The organism is Streptomyces lacrimifluminis (assembly GCF_014646095.1).
GTDB lineage: Bacteria > Actinomycetota > Actinomycetes > Streptomycetales > Streptomycetaceae > Streptomyces > Streptomyces lacrimifluminis.
The window spans coordinates 176,409-192,717 of record NZ_BMMU01000007.1; the positions used below are offsets into that span (position 1 = coordinate 176,409).

Sequence of the window (16,309 nt, forward strand, 5' to 3'; positions counted from 1 at the left end):
GCCCCCCCACGCACACACATTTCCGCACCTCCCGTGACGCCGAACAAAGGACTCCCATGCACGACTTGCCTGCCCTGCGCCGACGCGGCTTTCTCACCGCCGTGGGCACCACCGCCGCGCTAGGTGTGCTCGGCCTCGCGGGCTGCGCCGACTCCACCGACGACCCGTCCGACGGCAGCGGCTCCGACAGCGGTACGCCCAGACGCGGCGGGCGGCTGCGCGCCGCCTTCGCCGGCGGGGGTGCCAGCGAGACCCTGGACCCGCATCTGGCCAGCCTGTTCGCTGACGCGGCCCGTGCCAAGGCGCTCTACGACAAACTCGCCGACTACGGCGCCGACCTCTCCGCGCAGCCCCGCCTCGCCGAGAAGTGGGAGGCCAACAAGGCACTGGACCGCTGGCAGGTCACCCTGCGCCGGGCCACGTTCCACAACGGCAAGGCGGTCACCGCCGAGGACGTGCTGTACAGCTACCGGCGGATCGCCGACCCCGACCAGGCGTTCCGGGCGAAGGCGTCCCTGGAACCGATCGACCTCGACGCCAGCCGGGCCACGGGCACGCACGGGATCGAGTTCGTACTGAAGCGGCCCACTGCCGAATTCCCCAACATCCTGGCCGCGTTCGGCGCGTACATCGTGCCCGCCGACGCAACCGACTTCGACAGCGAGCCCGTCGGTTCCGGGCCCTTCCGGTTCGTGTCCTTCACGCCCGGCCGTTCCGCCCTGTTCCGCCGCTATGACGACTACTGGGAGGGCGCCCCGCACCTCGACGAGATCGAGTTCGTCGTCGCCAACGAGGAGTCCGCACGCGTCAACGCGCTGCTCGGCGGCCAGGTCGAGTACGCCCACGAACTGAACCCGACCACCGCGCGGGCCCATGAGGGCAAGGGACAGATCGAGATCGTGCGGCTGCGCAACAGCGCCATGCAGGGATTCGCGATGAAGACCGACCGCGCGCCCTTCGACGACAAGCGGGTCCGCGAGGCCTTCTTCCTCATCGCCGACCGGCAGGAACTCGTCGACGGCGCGCTGTCCGGCGCGGGAGTCGTCGGCAACGACCTGTTCGGCAAGGGGTACGAGTACTACGCCGCCGACCTCCCGCAGCGGGCGCAGGATCTCGACCGGGCCAAGGCCCTGCTGAAGCAGGCCGGAGCCGAGAACCTCAAGGTCACGCTCGACACCTCCGCGGTCGCCGCCGGTTTCACCGAGGCCGCCGGGATCTTCCGCGACCAGGCCGCCAAGGCGGGCGTCACGATCGACGTGAAGATGGGCAGCAAGGACTCCTACTGGAGCGACATCCTCGACTCCGGCACGATCTGCTGCTACCGCTCCGGCGCCATGCCCATCGAGGCGCACATCTCGCAGCGACTGCTCACCGACTCCACCACCAACGCGACGAAGTGGCACCACAAGGACTTCGACGCGCTCTACCAGCAGGCCCAGTCGACGAAGGACAAGACCGAGCGGACGGCTGTGTACGAGCGGATGCAGCGCCGGCTGTACACCGAGGGCGGCTTCCTGGTGTGGGGGTTCGCGGACTGGATTCTCGGAACCGCCAGGAACGTCAAGGGGGTTGAGGCCAAGGCACCCGCCAACTCGCTCGACTGGGCGCGGTTCGACAAGGTCTGGCTGGCGTGAGCGGACTGCGCTCCTTCGTCGTCCGGCGGCTGCTCCTCGGCGGCGCGCAGACCGTGGCCGTGGTGCTGCTGGTCTTCGCGCTCACCGAGGCGCTGCCGGGCGACGCGGCCGTCGCACTCGCCGGGGACCAGCCCGACCCGGCGCGTATCGCGGCCATCCGCGAGGCCATGCACCTCGACCGGCCCGCCCACGAACGGCTGCTGGGCTGGGCGGCCGGCCTCGCACACGGGGACTTCGGTACCTCGCTGACCTCCGGGCGCCCGGTCACCACGTACATCGAGGACGGGTTCGGTCCGACTCTGCTGCTCGCGACCACCACCGTAACGCTGCTGATTCCGCTGGGAGTCGGGCTGGGCGTACTGGCAGCCCGGCACGAAGGGCGGCTCGTGGACCGGCTCGTCAGTTCGGTCACCCTCGGCGTGTACGCCGTACCGGAGTTCGCCCTCGGAGTGCTGCTGGTGACCGTCTTCGCGCTCCGGCTGGGCTGGTTGCCGCCGACCGCCGTCGGCTACGGCACCGACCTGCTCGGCCACCCCGCCGCCCTGGTCCTGCCCGTCCTGGTCCTGCTGTCACGGCCGGTGTGCTCACTGTCCCGCCTGGTACGCGCCGGCATGGTCGACGCGCTGAACTCGCCGTACGTCGCCCAGGCACGCCGGTACGGCATCCCGGGCGCCCGCGTCCGGTACGGCCATGCCCTGCCCAACGCCGTCGCCCCGGCTGCGCAGCAACTCGCGCGCACCGTCGACTGGTTGCTGTGCGGAGTCATCGTCGTGGAGGCACTGTTCGTGATCCCGGGCCTGGGAACCGTGCTGATGAACGCCGTCGCCGAACGCGATGTGCCGGTCGTGCAGGGACTGGCGGTGGTGTTCGGTGTGCTCACCGTCGTCCTCAACCTGGGCGCCGATCTAGTCGCCCACCGGTTCGCGCCCCGGGCGGGGGTGGCCGCGTGAAGGGCCGTTCGCGTTTTGTGCTCGGGGCCGCCGTCATCGGCCTGCCCCTCGTACTCGCCCTGCTCGGGCCGCTGTTCGCGGGTGAACCGGGGCCGCGGGCCGTCTCGTTCACGCTCGGGGACGGGCACTGGCTCGGCACCGACTTCGTGGGCCGGGACGTATGGCAGCAGGTGCTGCACGGCGGCCGGCCCGTGGTCGTGACCGCGCTGGCCGCGACCGCGCTCGCCTACCTCGTGTCGCTGCCCCTCGGCCTCATCAGCGCGCTCACACACCGGAGTTGGCTGGAGGAGCTCCTGATGCGGCCCCTGGACGTGCTGCTCGCGGTCCCCTCGCTGCTGCTGATCCTGCTCGTGGCCTCGGTGTTCGAACCGGGCGCGGTCGGGCTCGCCCTGCTCGTCGCCCTGGCCAACATCCCGGACGCGGCCCGGATCGTGCGCGCGGCGGCGGCCGAGGCCGCCTCCCGCCCGGCTGTCGAGGCACTGCGTATGCAGGGCGAGACCTGGTGGCGCATCGCCTTCGGCCATGTCGGCCGCGCCATCCTCCGCACCCTCGCCGCCGACGCGGGCATCCGGCTCACCGGCGTGCTGTACCTGGTGGCGACGGCCGCGTTCCTCGGTGTCGGGGTCGCACCGGACGCCGCGGACTGGGCGGTCATGGTGGACCGCAACCGCACCGGGCTGTTCGTGCAGCCCTGGGCCGTGGTCGTGCCCGCGCTGCTGATCGTCACGCTGACGACGGGCAGCAACCTGCTGTTCGACGCGGCGCTCGACCGACGTTCCGGCAGCACCCGACGCGCCGGTAACCCCCGACGCCCCGGCGACAACCGACGCAACGGCGAGAAGGTACGACAGTCATGAACGCCCCCGTCAACGCCTCCACCGACTCACCTGTCGCCGAGATCGAGAACCTCCGTGTCGAGATCGACGGCTGGCCCCTCGTCGACGGAGTCTGCCTCCGGGTGTTCCCCGGCCGGGTGACCGCCCTGGTCGGCGCGTCCGGCAGCGGCAAGACCACCACAGGCCTGGCCCTGCTCGGGGAACACCCGCCCGGCGCCCGGGTGTCGGGCGACGTGCGGGTGTCAGGCGGCGGGCCGATCGGATACGTCCCCCAGCATCCCGCCGCCGTCCTCAACCCCGCCCGCCGGGTGGGCGCCCTCCTCCACGACATCGCCCGCCAACAAGTACGGGACCTGCCCCGGGCGGTACGCCGGACGGAAGCTCGCACCCGAGTGCTTCGTTCCCTGGCGGATGCCCAACTGAGCGCGGGGGAGACCCTGTTGCACCGCTACCCCCACCAGCTTTCCGGCGGTCAGCAGCAACGGGTGGTGCTGGCCCAGGCGCTGCTGCTGGGTGCCCGGGTCGTCGTCGCGGACGAACCCACCACGGGCCAGGACGCGTTGACGAAGAGCCGCATCGTCGACGAGCTGACGGCCGTCGCCGCGCAGGGCATCGCCGTGGTCCTGCTCAGCCATGACCTCGACGTCGTCCGCGCGCTGGCCGACGAGGTGCTGGTGATGTACGAGGGCCGGGTCGTCGAGTCCGGACCGACGGAACGTGTGTGGCGCGCGCCCCGCCATGTGTGGACCCGTGAACTCCTGGCCCGACAGACGGAGTTCGGCAACAGGGACGGCAATGACGGAGACTCTGACGACCGGACCGGTGTCCCCGTCCTGCACGTCCGGGACCTCACTGCCCGCCACCACCGCACCCAGGTCCTTCGCGTCCCCGAACTCGGTCTGCACGCGGGTGAGTGCCTCGCAGTCGTCGGTCGTTCTGGCAGCGGCAAGACCACCCTCGCCCGATGCCTCGCCGGACTCCATCGGGACCACGACGGGCAGGTGACCCTCGACGGCAACGTCCTTCCGCGTAGCCTGCGCGCTCGCGACCGGCGTCAACTGGCCGCCGTCCAGTATGTGTTCCAGGACGCGCGAGCAGCGTTCGACGAGTACCGGCCGGTCGTCGACCAGGTCGCCCGGACGGCCGTACGGCTGCGCGGCGCCGAAGCCGCGGACGCCGGGGCGGAGGCCCTCGCCGCCCTCCTGGAGCTGGGGCTCACCGAGGAGCAGGCCCACCGTCTCCCCGGTCGGCTCTCCGGCGGCGAACTCCAACGTGCCGCGCTCGCACGGGCGTTGCTGGCCCGGCCTCGCGTCCTCATCTGCGACGAGATCACCTCGGGCCTCGACACGGTCACCCGGCGGGGTCTCCTCGAAGTCCTCGCCGGGCTGCGGCGAGGGCGCGACGACCTGTCCGTCGTCCTCATCACGCATGACCTGGACATCGCGTCGCTGGCCGACCGGATCGCCGTACTCGATGCCGGGGAGATGGTCGAACAGGGCTCGGTGGCAAGGGTGCTGACCGAGCCGTCGCACCCGTTCACGAAGCGGCTGTTGGCGGCGGCCGGGTAGAGGCGGAGCGGAGAGGGGAGCCGGGCGGGTGGCTCGCGGGGCTTCAGCGGATGCGGTGTTGCTTCCAGAAGGGGCCCAGGTCCTTGTCCGTCACGGACTGTGCGGCCTTCTTGAAGTCGGCCGTGGTGGAGACGCCGTACCAGTGGTCGTGGGCGTACCGCTTGAGGAGTCGCGCCATGGTGTCGGCGCCGAGGGCGCGCTCCAGATCCGCCAGGGCACACGAGCCGGCCGTGTACACGAGGTGGTACTCGTCGCGGTGCGCTGCCCAGTAGGCCATCGAGTTGGTGAGTGCGGCGCTGTCGCTCGGCCAGTCGTCCTCCGACCAGCAGCCGAGTGTGTCCCAGCCGTAGAAGCGCGCGTTGGCGTACTGGGCGAAACTCTCGTCCAGCCAGGGCGAGTTGTACTCGTCGTTGCCCACGATGCCGTACCACCACTGGTGGGCCACCTCGTGGACGACGGCGCCGCCTTCCTCGGTGGTGCCGAGGAGGACGAGGCCGGGGTACTCCATGCCGCCGCCGAACCCGCTGGTCATCACGAGATCGATCTCGCCGTACGGATAGCGGCCGAACTCCCTGCCGAACCGGTCGACGGCGGCTACGCCGTCCTGGCGGGTGAGGCGGACGCCCGCGGCGGGTGTGTCAGGCGACCAGTACGACTTCACCCGCACACCGGCGGGCGAGGTCTCGGTCGCGGTGCGGAACGGGCCCGCCGCCCACGCGAAGTCCCGTACCCGCTGGGCGACACTCTGGGTGATCGTGCGCCCGGGCTTGCCGGGGCGGGTCCACGTACGGCCGGTCGCCGGGACCTTGAGGGACGACGGGTGGTCGAGGCGCACCCGGAAGTCGCTTGCCAGAGCGTAGAAGCTCTCGCCGGTGGACACGTACGGGTCGAGGTGCCATCCCTTCGCGTCGTGCACGGCCAGGACCGGCAGCGCGTTGCCCAGGAAGCGGAACGCGCCCTCGCGGCCGAAGCGGCTGTTCCGTTCGGGCACGGCGATGGACACGTCGAGGGCGATGGCCGTCCGCTCACCGCGTGCGAGCGGCTTCGGCAGGGTGACGCCCAGCGCCGTGCAGCCCACGGTGAGCCGGCCCGGAGCGCCACCGCGCACCTTGGACACCCTGACGGGGGACGGCTTGCCGGGAGCGCCGCACCCGTCGTCGCCGTTGCCCCACAGGCGTAGGAACACCTCACGCAGGGGGCGATCGGAGGCGTTGCGGAACGACACCCGTTGCCGGCCGGTCCAGTGGGAGCCGTCGGCGTCGCCGCGCAGGGTCACGTCGTAGCGAAGCCTGTCGGGTGTCGCGGCCACGGCGGAGGCCCCCGCCCTCGCGGCGGGCGCCGTGTCGGCCCGGGCCACGGTGGAGCCGGCCGTCACGAGAGACGCGAGCAGTGCAACGAGCAGACGGTGAGCGGCTCTTGACGACCACGCGGGTAGCGACGACATGGCAGCGGATCCTGTCACATCGTCCCGATGCCGGCCCCCTGCCTGCGAGAAGCGAGGGGGACGACTCCGCTTCGGCGGCGGAGACCGACGGAGGCCGGCGGAGACACGCGCCGGATCCCGGACGGCCGACGGTGACGGTGCCGGTGCCCGTGGCCGTGCCGAAAGAAAATGCCTGAGTACGCCGGGGGTGTTCCCTGTAGTTTGACGCACAGGAAGTATCCCCAGTTCAGACCCTTCATCGAGGCCTACCCACCGTGTTCCTGACGATCAGTACCACCGGCACCCCCGAACGCCCGGCGACCGACCTCGGCTACCTGCTGCACAAGCATCCCGACAACGCGCAGACGTTCTCCACCTCCTACGGCACCGCGCACGTCCTCTACCCCGAGGCGTCCGACGAGCGCTGCACGGCCGCGCTGCTGCTGGAGGTCGACGCGGTCGCACTGGTCCGGCGCGGCAAGGGCAAGGGACGCGGTGGCGCACCCGACGCGGCACTCGCGCAGTACGTCAACGACCGCCCGTACGCGGCGTCCTCGCTGCTCGCGGTCGCGCTCAGCGCCGTGTTCAGCAGCGCGATGAAGGGTCAGTGCCGGGCGAAGCCGGAACTCCCGGACCAGGTACGTCCGTTGCGCATCGAGGTGCCCGCACTGCCGGCCCGGGGCGGCGCCGACCTCGTACGGAACCTCTTCGAGCCGCTCGGCTGGACGGTGACGGCCGAACCGGTGGCGCTGGACACGGAGTTCCCGGAGTGGGGCGACTCCCGGTACGTGCGTCTCGTCCTGGAATCGGAGACGCTGACCCTCGCCGAGGCGCTGCGCCACCTGTACGTCCTGCTGCCGGTCCTCGACGACGCCAAGCACTACTGGGTCGCGCCCGACGAGGTCGACAAACTACTGCGGGCCGGCGAGGGCTGGCTGCCCGCGCACCCGGAGCAGAAGCTGATCACCAGCCGCTATCTGTCCCGCCGTTGGTCGCTGACCCGGCAGGCGATGGAACGCCTGGAACTGGTCCGGCTGGCCGAGGCCGACGACAGCGAGGTCGAGGAGATCGACAACGCGGTCGAGGACGAGACGGAGGCGGAGCCGGAGGAGAAGCCGACGTCGCTCAACGTGCAGCGCCGGGACGCGATCATCGCGGCGTTGAAGGCGTCGGGGGCCGCCCGGGTGCTCGATCTCGGGTGCGGGCAGGGCCAGTTGGTGCAGGCGCTGCTAAAGGACCCCGCGTTCACCGAGATCGTCGGCGTCGACGTGTCGATGCGCGCGCTCACCATCGCCGCGCGGCGGCTCAAGCTGGACCGGATGGGGGAGCGGCAGGCGTCGCGCGTCAAGCTGCTCCAGGGCTCGCTCGCCTACACCGACAAGCGGCTCAAGGGGTACGACGCGGCCGTACTGTGCGAGGTCGTCGAACACCTCGACCTGCCGCGACTGCCGGCCCTGGAGTACGCGGTGTTCGGCGCGGCCAGCCCCCGCACGGTCCTCGTGACGACGCCGAACGTCGAGTACAACGTCCGCTGGGAATCCCTCCCGGCCGGACACAGCCGGCACAGCGACCACCGCTTCGAGTGGACCCGGGAGGAGTTCCGCGTCTGGGCGGACGCGGTGGCCGAACGGCACGGCTACGAGGCGGAGTTCGTGCCCGTCGGGCCGGACGACCCGGAGGTGGGTCCGCCCACGCAGATGGCCGTGTTCACGATGAAGACCGAGACCGAGACCGATTCCAGGAACGACATGAAGGAAGAGAAGGAGGCGAAGGGCGCATGAGCAGTGTCGAGAACGTCGCACGTGTTGAGAAGAACGGGCGTGTGCTGCCCGTCACCGACCTCTCCCTGGTCGTTCTGATCGGGGCGTCCGGCTCGGGCAAGTCCACCTTCGCCCGACGGCACTTCAAGCCGACCGAGATCATCTCGTCGGACTTCTGCCGAGGCCTGGTCGCCGACGACGAGAACGACCAGAGCGCCAGCGGGGACGCCTTCGACGTCCTGCACTACATCGCCGGCAAGCGACTCGCGGCGGGTCGCCGTACGGTCGTCGACGCGACCAGCGTCCAGGAGAGCAGCCGGAAGCAGCTGATCGAGCTGGCGCGGCAGTACGACGTGCTGCCCATCGCCATCGTCCTCGACGTGCCCGACGAGGTGTGCGCCGAACGCAACGCCTCCCGTACCGACCGGGCCGACATGCCGCGCCGGGTCATCCACCGCCACATTCGCGAACTCCGCCGCTCCCTGCGCCACTTGGAGCGCGAGGGGTTCCGCAAGGTGCATGTTCTGCGCGGTGTGGAGGAGATCGAGAACGCCGAGGTCCGCACCGAGAAGCGCTTCAACGACCTGACCCACCTCACCGGCCCCTTCGACATCATCGGCGACATCCACGGCTGCGCGTCCGAACTGGAGTCCCTGCTCGGCACGTTGGGTTACGAGGACGGGGTGCACCCGGACGGCCGTACCGCTGTCTTCGTGGGCGACCTCGTCGACCGCGGCCCGGACAGCCCGGGTGTACTGCGCCGTGTGATGTCCATGGTCGGATCGGGCAACGCGCTGTGCGTACCCGGCAACCACGAGAACAAGTACGGCCGTCACCTCAAGGGCCGCAAGGTCCAGCACACCCACGGACTCGCCGAGACCATCGAGCAGATGGCCGACGAGAGCGCCGAGTTCCACGCCGAGGTGCGGGAGTTCATCGACGGGCTGGTCAGTCACTACGTCCTGGACGGCGGGCGGCTGGTGGTCTGCCACGCCGGTCTGCCCGAGAAGTACCACGGCCGTACGTCGGGCCGGGTGCGCTCGCACGCCCTGTACGGCGAAACGACCGGTGAGACCGACGAGTTCGGCCTGCCGGTGCGTTACCCGTGGGCGGAGGACTACCGGGGGCGGGCGGCCGTCGTGTACGGCCACACACCCGTCCCGGAGGCGAGTTGGCTGAACAACACCATCTGCCTCGACACCGGTGCCGTCTTCGGCGGCAAGCTGACCGCGCTGCGCTGGCCGGAGCGGGAACTGGTCGACGTACCGGCGGAGCAGGTCTGGTACGAGCCGGTGAGACCGCTGCGGTCGGAGGCGCCGGGCGGGCACGACGGCCGGCCGCTGGATCTCGCGGACGTCCACGGACGCCGGGTGGTGGAGACGCGCCACGCGGGCCGGATCACCGTCCGGGAGGAGAACGCGGCAGCGGCCCTGGAGGTCATGAGCCGTTTCGCGGTGGACCCGCGCCTGCTGCCGTACCTGCCGCCGACGATGGCTCCGACGGCGACGTCCCAGGTGGAAGGCTACCTGGAGCACCCGGCGGAGGCGTTCGAGCAGTACCGGGCGGACGGGGTCGGGCGGGTCGTGTGCGAGGAGAAGCACATGGGGTCGCGGGCGGTGGTCCTGGTGTGCCGCGACGCGGAGGTGGCCAGGAAGCGGTTCGGTGTGAACGCTGCCAGTGGTGGGGGAGCAGGTGCCGATGACGGTCCTACCGGGGCGCTGTACACGCGCACCGGGCGTCCGTTCGTCGACGATCCGACGGTGACCGAGGAGATCCTCGGCCGGGTGCGGGCGGCGGCGGACGCGGCCGGCCTGTGGGCGGAGCTGGGCACCGACTGGCTGCTGATGGACGCCGAGTTGATGCCGTGGTCGCTGAAGGCGTCCGGGCTGCTGCGGTCGCAGTACGCGGCGGTCGGCGCCGCCTCCGGGGCGGTGTTCCCGGGGGCGCTGGCCGCGCTGGAGGGTGCGTCGGCGCGGGGCATCGACGTGCGGGACCTGCTGGCGCGCCAGCGTGAACGGGCCTCGGACGCCTCGGCGTTCACGGCGGCCTACCGGCGCTACTGCTGGCCGACGGAGGGACTGGACGGGGTCCGCCTGGCCCCCTTCCAGGTCCTGGCGACGGAGGGGCGGAGCCTGGCCGGGCTGCCGCACGACGAGCAACTGGCCCTGCTGGACCGGCTGGTGGAGCACGACGGTACGGGTCTGCTGCAGACGACGCGTCGTCTGTACGTCGGGACGGGGGACGCGGAGTCGGTGCGGGCGGGTGTGGACTGGTGGCTGGAGATGACCGGGCGGGGTGGTGAGGGCATGGTCGTCAAGCCGCTGGGCGGGGTGGTGCGGGACACGAAGGGGCGGCTGGTGCAGCCCGGCATCAAGTGCCGGGGGCGTGAGTACCTGCGGATCATCTACGGTCCGGAGTACACGCGGCCGGAGAACCTCGCGCGGCTGCGGGGGCGGTTCCTGAACCACAAGCGGTCGCTGGCGATCAGGGAGTACGCGCTGGGGCTGGAGGCGCTGGATCGACTGGCGGAGGGGGAGCCGTTGTGGCGGGTGCATGAGGCGGTGTTCGGGGTGCTGGCGCTGGAGTCGGAGCCGGTGGATCCGCGGCTGTAGGGGGGGTTCGCCCCCGCCGCCCCTACCCGTCCCGTCCCTGGGGGCTGCGCCCCCAGACCCCCACTGTCGGCCTGAACGGCCTCGTCCTCAAACGCCGGACGGTCTGGGTGGGCCCGGGCCTGGGCTGGATTCAGACGGTGAACGGGCGGGTGGGTTAGAAACAGGGTCGGGGGTGTCAGCCCGCCAGTCGCAGGCGCTGGTCGCACACCCCCACCCGGACCGTCTGCCCCCACGTCAACTGGAGCGCGTCCCGTTCCATCCCGTCCCCGAACGCCACCAGCCGTTCCGACTCCACCGTGAGCCGGAGCCCCGAGCCCACAGCCAGCTCGCCCGCCACCAACGTCGTCCCGGTGACCGGCGAGGGCCACGCCTCCCGTACGAACCACAGCAGGCGGTCGTCGGTGGGGCGGGGCAGGGGCAGGGTGCCGCCTCGCTCCTGCCACACCGACCGCAGCCAGCCACTCGCCCCGGTCCCCGTTCCCACCAGCACCCCGGACGAGGCCTGGGCCTCGACGGCACCCCTGTCGTCGTCGAGGCCCAGGCGGTACCGGACCGTCTGGTGGCCGGGTGCCCCCAGGTAGATCTCGTTGAGGGCGACCAGCCGCTGCGTGTCGTCGGCGACCGCCTCGACCATGGTGAGTTCGTCGGCGCCGGTGCCCCGCGACAGCACCGCGGGCAGTAGTCCCGCCATGTCCCCCGGCCGGTGCCGCACCAGCACACCGGGATTGCGTCCGGGATCGGTGTCGACGCCCAGCACCGGCTGTCCCGTGAGGTACTTGGCGACATTCGCCACCAGCCCGTCCTGCCCGACCACGACGACAACGTCCTCGGGCGCGAAGAGGAAACGGTCCAAGTCGGCCCGCTCGACCTGTGTCTGACGCCACGTCAGAGGAATGGCCGCCGTCACCTCCGCCATGGACCGGCGGGAGCGGCGGTGACGTTCGGCGACCTCCTCGATGTCCCCTCCCCGGGAGCGCAGAAAGAAGGCCGCCTGGCCGTGCGTGCCGTGCCGGGCCACCAACTCCTCATACTCCGTGGTGCGGTGGACCAGGACGGCCCGCGGGGCGAGGCTCACTCCCGCGCTCCTCCCAGCCTGGCGAGCAGGCCGGTCAGTACGTCGGGCGACACCGTCACGCTGTCGATCCGGGGCAGGTTCTCGGCGAGCCGAGTGCCCGTCAGGGCGTGCAGCATCGCCACATCCGCATCGGCGTGGGCGCGCAGCCACGCCGTCTGGGCCTCGGCCCGAGCCTCACCCACTCCGCGCACGCTCGTGGCCTCCGCCTCGGCCAGCCGTACCACCCGCGCCGCCTCCGCGTCCGCCCGTACCGCGTCGGCCGCCGCGTACTCCTCGGCTTCCCGGCGGGCGTTAGTACCCCGCTGGTCGACCAACTGCTCCTCCCTTCGGGCGAGTTCGATCTGGCTGGCCAGTTCGTTCTCGGCGATGACCCGCTCGCGTTCGACGGCCACCGCGCGGCGTTCGTACGTCGCCCGGTCGGCCTCCTGCTGGATCTGTTCGCGGGCGGGAGTCCGCAGCGCCCGCTCCACCTCGGGCTCCGGCCGCAACGCCACCACCCGTACGGCCACGACCTCGATGCCCGTGGCCGGCAGGCGTGGCTCGGCGGCCAGACCCGCCGCGACCCGCTGCCGCACCGACGTCACCCCGTCGACCAGGGCGGACGCCAGTGCCGTACGGGCCAGGACGTCAAGGGCGTGCTGCTGGGCCGTCTCCGTCAGCAGTGTCGCCAACTGCTCCAGGGGCGCGCCGCGCCAGACGCCGGTGTCCGGGTCGACGGAGAAGTCGAGGCGGGCGGCGGCCAGGGCGGGGTCGCTGATGCGATAGGTGACGGTCGCCTGGACCGCCACGTCCTGGAAGTCGGAGGTGCGTGCGTGGAAAGTCATCGCCAACTCCCGGTCGTCGACCGGGACTTCGGAGAGCGTGGCGGTCAGGGCGCGGAACCAGAAGCTGAGCCCGGGACCGTCGTGCGCCAGTCGGCCGGAGCGGTGGTGGCGGATGTGGGCGGTGGGTGCGCCGCGCAGGTGGCGCCAGCCGAGGCGCCGGGTGATGTCGGCCATGTGCCTGTCGTCCATCCCTCGTCCGGTGCGGGAGTCTCTGCTCGCAGGCACTCCCGCACCACTTGTCGTCATGTAGACGATATTCGGTCCACCGCTTATCGTCAAGGGGACGAGATGGAGGGAGTGGGGTGGCGAGGGTCATCGCACATATACCGCCGACCAGCGGGTGAACAGGGTGCGAAGTGGTCAGGATGGAGGCATGGGATTCCATGTCGACTCCGAGGCCGGGCGGCTGCGCCGCGTCATCCTGCACCGGCCGGATATAGAGCTCAAAAGGCTCACCCCCAGCAACAAGGACGCCCTTCTCTTCGACGACGTCCTGTGGGTGCGCCGAGCACGCGCCGAGCACGACGGCTTCGCGGACGTCCTGCGTGACCGAGGCGTCGCCGTCCACCTCTTCGGCGACCTGCTCACCGAGGCCCTGGCGATCCCGGCGGCCCGCACGCTCGTACTCGACCGCGTCTTCGACGAGAAGGAGTACGGGCCGCTGGCCACCGACCATCTCCGGGCCGCCTTCGAGACCCTGCCCGCCGCCGAGCTGGCCGAACTGCTCATCGGTGGCATCACCAAGCGGGAGTTCCTGGCCGCGCACGCGGAACCGGCCTCGGTCCGCTTCCATGTCATGGACCTGGACGACTTCCTTCTCGGTCCCCTCCCCAACCACCTCTTCACCCGTGACACCTCGGCCTGGATCTACGACGGCGTCTCCATCAACGCGATGCGCTGGCCGGCGCGCCAGCGGGAGACCGTGCACTTCGAGGCGATCTACCGGCACCACCCGCTCTTCCGTGACGAAACCTTCCACCTCTGGTCGGAGGGCCAGGCGGACTACCCCTCCACCATCGAGGGCGGGGACGTCCTCGTCATCGGCAACGGCGCCGTACTCATCGGGATGAGCGAGCGCACCACGCCCCAGGCGGTCGAGATGCTCGCGCACAAGCTGTTCGCCGCCGGGTCGGCCGAGACGATCGTGGCGCTCGACATGCCCAAGCGGCGCGCGTTCATGCACCTCGACACCGTGATGACGATGGTCGACGGAAACACCTTCACCCAGTACGCCGGACTCGGCATGCTCCGCTCGTACACCATCGAACCGGGCGTCGGAGACAAGGAGTTGAAGGTCACCGACCATCCACCGGAGCACATGCACCGGGCGATCGCCGCCGCGCTCGGGCTGAGCGCGATCCGCGTCCTGACCGCGACCCAGGACGTGCACGCGGCCGAGCGCGAACAGTGGGACGACGGCTGCAACGTCCTCGCCGTCGAGCCGGGTGTGGTCGTCGCGTACGAGCGCAACGCGACCACGAACACGCATCTGCGCAAGCAGGGCCTTGAGGTGATAGAGATCCCGGGCAGCGAGCTGGGGCGTGGGAGGGGTGGTCCGCGCTGTATGAGCTGTCCGGTGCAGCGGGACGCGGTGACGTAGGGGGCGTGGCCTGTCCGCCTCTGTCTCCGCCCTCCGTGTCCGTGTCCGTGCTGGAGTCTCCCGGTCGGTCGCCTTGGCGGGCTCGAAAACCTGCCCGCATAGAAATGTAATGAGTCGTATAGACTTCCATTCGTCCATGTTCTGTATGTCCTGCCGGATCACCTGGAGCGCCCCCATGGCGACTGTCCCCACCGCCCTCGCCGGGCGCCACTTCCTCAAGGAGCTGGACTTCACCGGGGAGGAGTTCCGCAGGCTGCTCGACCTCGCCGCCGAGCTGAAGGCGGCGAAGAAGGCCGGGGCCGAGACGCGGTACCTGGTGGGGAAGAACATCGCGCTGATCTTCGAGAAGACCTCGACGCGTACGCGCTGCGCGTTCGAGGTCGCGGCGGCGGATCAGGGTGCCTCGACGACGTATCTCGACCCGTCGGGCTCCCAGATGGGGCACAAGGAGGCCGTGAAGGACACCGCGCGGGTGCTCGGTCGCATGTACGACGGGATCGAGTTCCGGGGTGACAGTCAGGCGGCCGTGGAGGAGCTGGCCGCGTATGCGGGGGTGCCGGTGTTCAACGGTCTGACCGACGACTGGCACCCCACCCAGATGCTGGCCGACGTGCTGACGATGACCGAGCACAGCGACAAGCCGTTGCCGGAGATCGCCTTCGCCTACCTCGGTGACGCGCGCTTCAACATGGGCAACTCGTATCTGGTCACCGGTGCGCTGCTCGGCATGGACGTACGGATCGTCGCGCCGCGGGCCTACTGGCCCGCCGAGGACGTCGTCGCCGGTGCGCGGAAGCTGGCGGAGGTGAGTGGTGCGCGGGTGACGCTGACCGAGGAGGTGCCGGAGGGTGTGCGGGGAGTCGACTTCGTCGCCACCGACGTGTGGGTGTCGATGGGGGAGCCGAAGGCGGTGTGGGCCGAGCGGATCGCGGCGCTGGCTCCGTACGCCGTGACGATGGATGTCCTGCGGGCGACGGGGAACGCGGACGTGAAGTTCCTGCACTGTCTGCCGGCGTTTCATGATCTCGGGACGAAGGTGGGACGCGAGATATACGAGACGTACGGGCTGGAGTCGCTGGAGGTCACGGACGAGGTGTTCGAGTCCTCGCACTCGGTGGTGTTCGACGAGGCGGAGAATCGGCTGCACACGATCAAGGCTGTGCTGGTCGCTTCGCTGGCGTGAGGGGTTTCTCGCCCCCGCCGCCCCTGCCCGTCCCATCCCGTTCCTGGGGGCTGCGCCCCCAGACCCCCCTTTCGCGCTGAACGCGCTCGTCCTCAAACTCCCCCAGAGGGGGGACCCCCAGACGGGCTGGAAATGCCGGCCAGCGCTGGCATGTCAGCCTCTCCGGTGTTTGAGGGGCGGCGGGCGAAGCTCCTACCCCCGGTGCCACTGCGCCGGCACCACCGGCACCCTGAACCACACCGCCTTGCCCGAGTCCGTCGTGCGGTGGCCGCAGGACGAGCTGAGTGTGCGGATCAGCAGCAGTCCCCGGCCATGTTCCTGCCAGGGATCCGGCTCCTCCGGCAACGGCCGCGTCAGATTCCCCGGCGGCGCCGGGTCGGGATCGTGTACCTCGACCTGGCAACTGGTCGGCAGCAGTTCCACCACCAGCTCTATCGGCGCGTCCCCGGCCGTGTGTTCCACCGCGTTCGCCACCAGCTCCGCGGTGAGAAGTTCCGCCGTGTCGCAGTCCGCCGCCGCATGCTCCAGCTCGGTCAGGGCCGTGCGGACCAGCGCGCGGGCGACAGGCACCGCCGCAGCGGTGTGCGGCAGGGCGATACGCCAGGAGGCGGGGGCGGGGGGTTCTTGCACGGCGGTTCCGTTCATGGAGCAGGCTGTCCTGCTTTCAACAAGAGGAATGGTACGGCGAGGTCCGGCAGAGGCACTGGCCGGGCGCCGAGCGGAACTTTCGGCCCGCTCACCGTTCGGCTTACCCAGACCAACGGCCCGCCTCCCCCAACCACTCCCACTGTTACCGCGCTATTGGCGCCTTGTGACGGGACCGGATCACCGAAACAGGCCGCCG

Annotated in this window: 12 protein-coding genes; 8 read left to right on the forward strand and 4 right to left on the reverse strand. The window is 70.8% G+C overall.

Annotation, left to right across the window (positions count from 1 at the left end; all coding sequences use genetic code 11):
* Positions 1-56 precede the first annotated feature (56 nt).
* From IEY89_RS13540 to IEY89_RS13555, 4 genes are read left to right on the forward strand one after another with little or no spacing between them, the layout of a single operon-like run.
* Positions 57-1,634 carry an ABC transporter substrate-binding protein gene (locus tag IEY89_RS13540; RefSeq protein ID WP_189147620.1) on the forward strand — a complete coding sequence of 526 codons (1,578 nt, stop codon included), beginning with the start codon at positions 57-59 and terminating at the stop codon, positions 1,632-1,634.
* Positions 1,631-2,584 (forward strand): ABC transporter permease, encoded by a 954-nt coding sequence (locus tag IEY89_RS13545; protein ID WP_189147621.1) that lies wholly within the window; start codon positions 1,631-1,633, stop codon positions 2,582-2,584. Before IEY89_RS13540 ends, IEY89_RS13545 begins: the two co-directional genes overlap by 4 nt.
* On the forward strand, positions 2,581-3,441 hold the full coding sequence (locus IEY89_RS13550) for an ABC transporter permease (protein ID WP_189147622.1): 861 nt from the start codon (positions 2,581-2,583) through the stop codon (positions 3,439-3,441). Before IEY89_RS13545 ends, IEY89_RS13550 begins: the two co-directional genes overlap by 4 nt.
* Positions 3,438-4,988: an ABC transporter ATP-binding protein gene (locus IEY89_RS13555; RefSeq protein WP_189147623.1), complete on the forward strand. Its 1,551-nt coding sequence runs from the start codon at positions 3,438-3,440 to the stop codon at positions 4,986-4,988. Before IEY89_RS13550 ends, IEY89_RS13555 begins: the two co-directional genes overlap by 4 nt.
* A 43-nt stretch (positions 4,989-5,031) precedes the next feature.
* On the opposite strand, the gene IEY89_RS13560 is transcribed toward IEY89_RS13555, so the two are convergent.
* Positions 5,032-6,432 (reverse strand): M1 family metallopeptidase, encoded by a 1,401-nt coding sequence (locus IEY89_RS13560; RefSeq protein WP_189147624.1) that lies wholly within the window; start codon positions 6,430-6,432, stop codon positions 5,032-5,034.
* 254 nt (positions 6,433-6,686) lie between these two features.
* On the opposite strand from IEY89_RS13560, the gene IEY89_RS13565 reads away from it, so the two are divergent.
* Complete coding sequence (locus IEY89_RS13565) at positions 6,687-8,192, forward strand: 3' terminal RNA ribose 2'-O-methyltransferase Hen1 (protein WP_189147625.1); 1,506 nt, start codon at positions 6,687-6,689, stop codon at positions 8,190-8,192.
* Positions 8,189-10,783, forward strand: coding sequence for a polynucleotide kinase-phosphatase (locus IEY89_RS13570; RefSeq protein WP_189147626.1), 2,595 nt, complete (start codon positions 8,189-8,191; stop codon positions 10,781-10,783). Before IEY89_RS13565 ends, IEY89_RS13570 begins: the two co-directional genes overlap by 4 nt.
* Positions 10,784-10,958: 175 nt before the next feature.
* On the opposite strand, the gene IEY89_RS13575 is transcribed toward IEY89_RS13570, so the two are convergent.
* Positions 10,959-11,858, reverse strand: a complete 900-nt coding sequence (locus IEY89_RS13575; RefSeq protein WP_189147627.1) for a diacylglycerol kinase catalytic domain-containing protein — start codon at positions 11,856-11,858, stop codon at positions 10,959-10,961.
* The gene (locus tag IEY89_RS13580; protein ID WP_189147628.1) at positions 11,855-12,856 is read right to left on the reverse strand and encodes an SPFH domain-containing protein; all 1,002 of its coding nucleotides are present in this window, start codon (positions 12,854-12,856) and stop codon (positions 11,855-11,857) included. Before IEY89_RS13580 ends, IEY89_RS13575 begins: the two co-directional genes overlap by 4 nt.
* A 199-nt stretch (positions 12,857-13,055) precedes the next feature.
* Here IEY89_RS13580 and IEY89_RS13585 point away from each other — a divergent pair, with 199 nt between their 5' ends.
* A complete protein-coding gene (locus IEY89_RS13585; RefSeq protein ID WP_189147629.1) occupies positions 13,056-14,282 on the forward strand; it encodes an arginine deiminase in 1,227 nt (408 codons plus the stop codon).
* A 175-nt stretch (positions 14,283-14,457) separates the two neighbouring features.
* On the forward strand, positions 14,458-15,465 hold the full coding sequence (gene argF / locus IEY89_RS13590) for an ornithine carbamoyltransferase (protein WP_189147630.1): 1,008 nt from the start codon (positions 14,458-14,460) through the stop codon (positions 15,463-15,465).
* 192 nt (positions 15,466-15,657) lie between these two features.
* Here argF and IEY89_RS13595 read toward each other — a convergent pair whose 3' ends face one another.
* Positions 15,658-16,110 (reverse strand): ATP-binding protein, encoded by a 453-nt coding sequence (locus IEY89_RS13595; protein ID WP_189147631.1) that lies wholly within the window; start codon positions 16,108-16,110, stop codon positions 15,658-15,660.
* Positions 16,111-16,309: the final 199 nt, after the last annotated feature.

What these genes read in the sequence shown, in the direction of transcription:
- IEY89_RS13540 (WP_189147620.1), top strand. Translation starts at nt 57, where the DNA reads ATGCACGACTTGCCTGCCCTGCGCCGACGCGGCTTTCTCACCGCCGTG.
- IEY89_RS13555 (WP_189147623.1), top strand. Translation starts at nt 3,438, where the DNA reads ATGAACGCCCCCGTCAACGCCTCCACCGACTCACCTGTCGCCGAGATC.
- IEY89_RS13560 (WP_189147624.1), bottom strand. Translation starts at nt 6,432, where the DNA reads ATGTCGTCGCTACCCGCGTGGTCGTCAAGAGCCGCTCACCGTCTGCTC.
- IEY89_RS13570 (WP_189147626.1), top strand. Translation starts at nt 8,189, where the DNA reads ATGAGCAGTGTCGAGAACGTCGCACGTGTTGAGAAGAACGGGCGTGTG.
- IEY89_RS13580 (WP_189147628.1), bottom strand. Translation starts at nt 12,856, where the DNA reads ATGGCCGACATCACCCGGCGCCTCGGCTGGCGCCACCTGCGCGGCGCA.
- IEY89_RS13585 (WP_189147629.1), top strand. Translation starts at nt 13,056, where the DNA reads ATGGGATTCCATGTCGACTCCGAGGCCGGGCGGCTGCGCCGCGTCATC.
- argF (WP_189147630.1), top strand. Translation starts at nt 14,458, where the DNA reads ATGGCGACTGTCCCCACCGCCCTCGCCGGGCGCCACTTCCTCAAGGAG.
- IEY89_RS13595 (WP_189147631.1), bottom strand. Translation starts at nt 16,110, where the DNA reads ATGAACGGAACCGCCGTGCAAGAACCCCCCGCCCCCGCCTCCTGGCGT.